The 795-nt window shown below is 70.3% G+C and carries 2 protein-coding genes; one reads left to right on the forward strand and one right to left on the reverse strand.

The annotated features are described in order from the left end of the window. A partial coding sequence (locus MEICH_RS29435) for a transposase (RefSeq protein ID WP_027893360.1) occupies positions 1–180 on the forward strand: 180 nt, incomplete at its 5' end. 141 nt (positions 181–321) lie between these two features. Here MEICH_RS29435 and MEICH_RS30215 read toward each other — a convergent pair. Further along, positions 322–795 (reverse strand): zinc-binding dehydrogenase (locus MEICH_RS30215; RefSeq protein ID WP_036219439.1); only part of this gene is annotated, 474 nt, incomplete at its 5' end.

The following is a 795-nucleotide window of genomic DNA, read 5'->3' on the forward strand; positions in this document are numbered from 1 at the left end:
CAAAACCTCTATCTACGCTTCTTGCCTCCCTACAGCCCTCAGCTCAACCTCATCGAGACCTTTTGGAGAAAGCTCAAAGCCTACCTTCTGCCCCGCCGCCATTACGCTAGCCTCTCCCACCTCAAGCAAGCCCTGTTGCAAGCCTTGGACCTACTGGGGGCTGTGGAGGTAAAAATCTAATGGGGAAATACTTACACCTTCGACGGCAAGCCGGGCTACTCGCTGGGGCAGGGCCAGTGAGGGGCCGGGGGCCCCGGGTTCGGGCCTCCCGCCCTGCCCCTCCCGGCGGGAGGCCCCCGGGGTGACGGGGCCGCGACGCCCCTAACCCCGCGCGAGGAGCATCACCTTCAAGGCCCGCTCCCGCCCCAGCGCCGCCGCGAAGGCGGCCCCCGCCTCGTGGACGGGGAAGCGGTGGGTCACCAGGGGCTTGCCCTGCACCTGCCCCTCCGCGAAGAGCCGGATCGCCTCCCGGTAGTCCTGGAAGGTGTACATCAGGCTCCCCTTCAGCCCGATCTCCCAGTCCTGGATCAGCCCGGCGCTGACGGTCGCGGGCCGGCCGTACACGCCGACCACGACGACGGTGCCGCCCTTGCGGGCGCCTTGGATGGCCGCCTCGAGGGCCTTCTCGTTGCCCGCGCACTCGAAGATCACGTGGTACTTGGCCCCGTCGGGGGCCTTGGCCCGCAGGCCGAGGGCCTCGGCCGCCTGGCGGCGGGGCTCGAGCGGGTCCACCACGTCCACGCGGGCCGCCCCGTAGGCCCGGGCCACCTGCGCGACCAGCAGCCCGATGGCCCC

The organism is Calidithermus chliarophilus DSM 9957 (genome assembly GCF_000430045.1).
Classification (GTDB): domain Bacteria; phylum Deinococcota; class Deinococci; order Deinococcales; family Thermaceae; genus Calidithermus; species Calidithermus chliarophilus.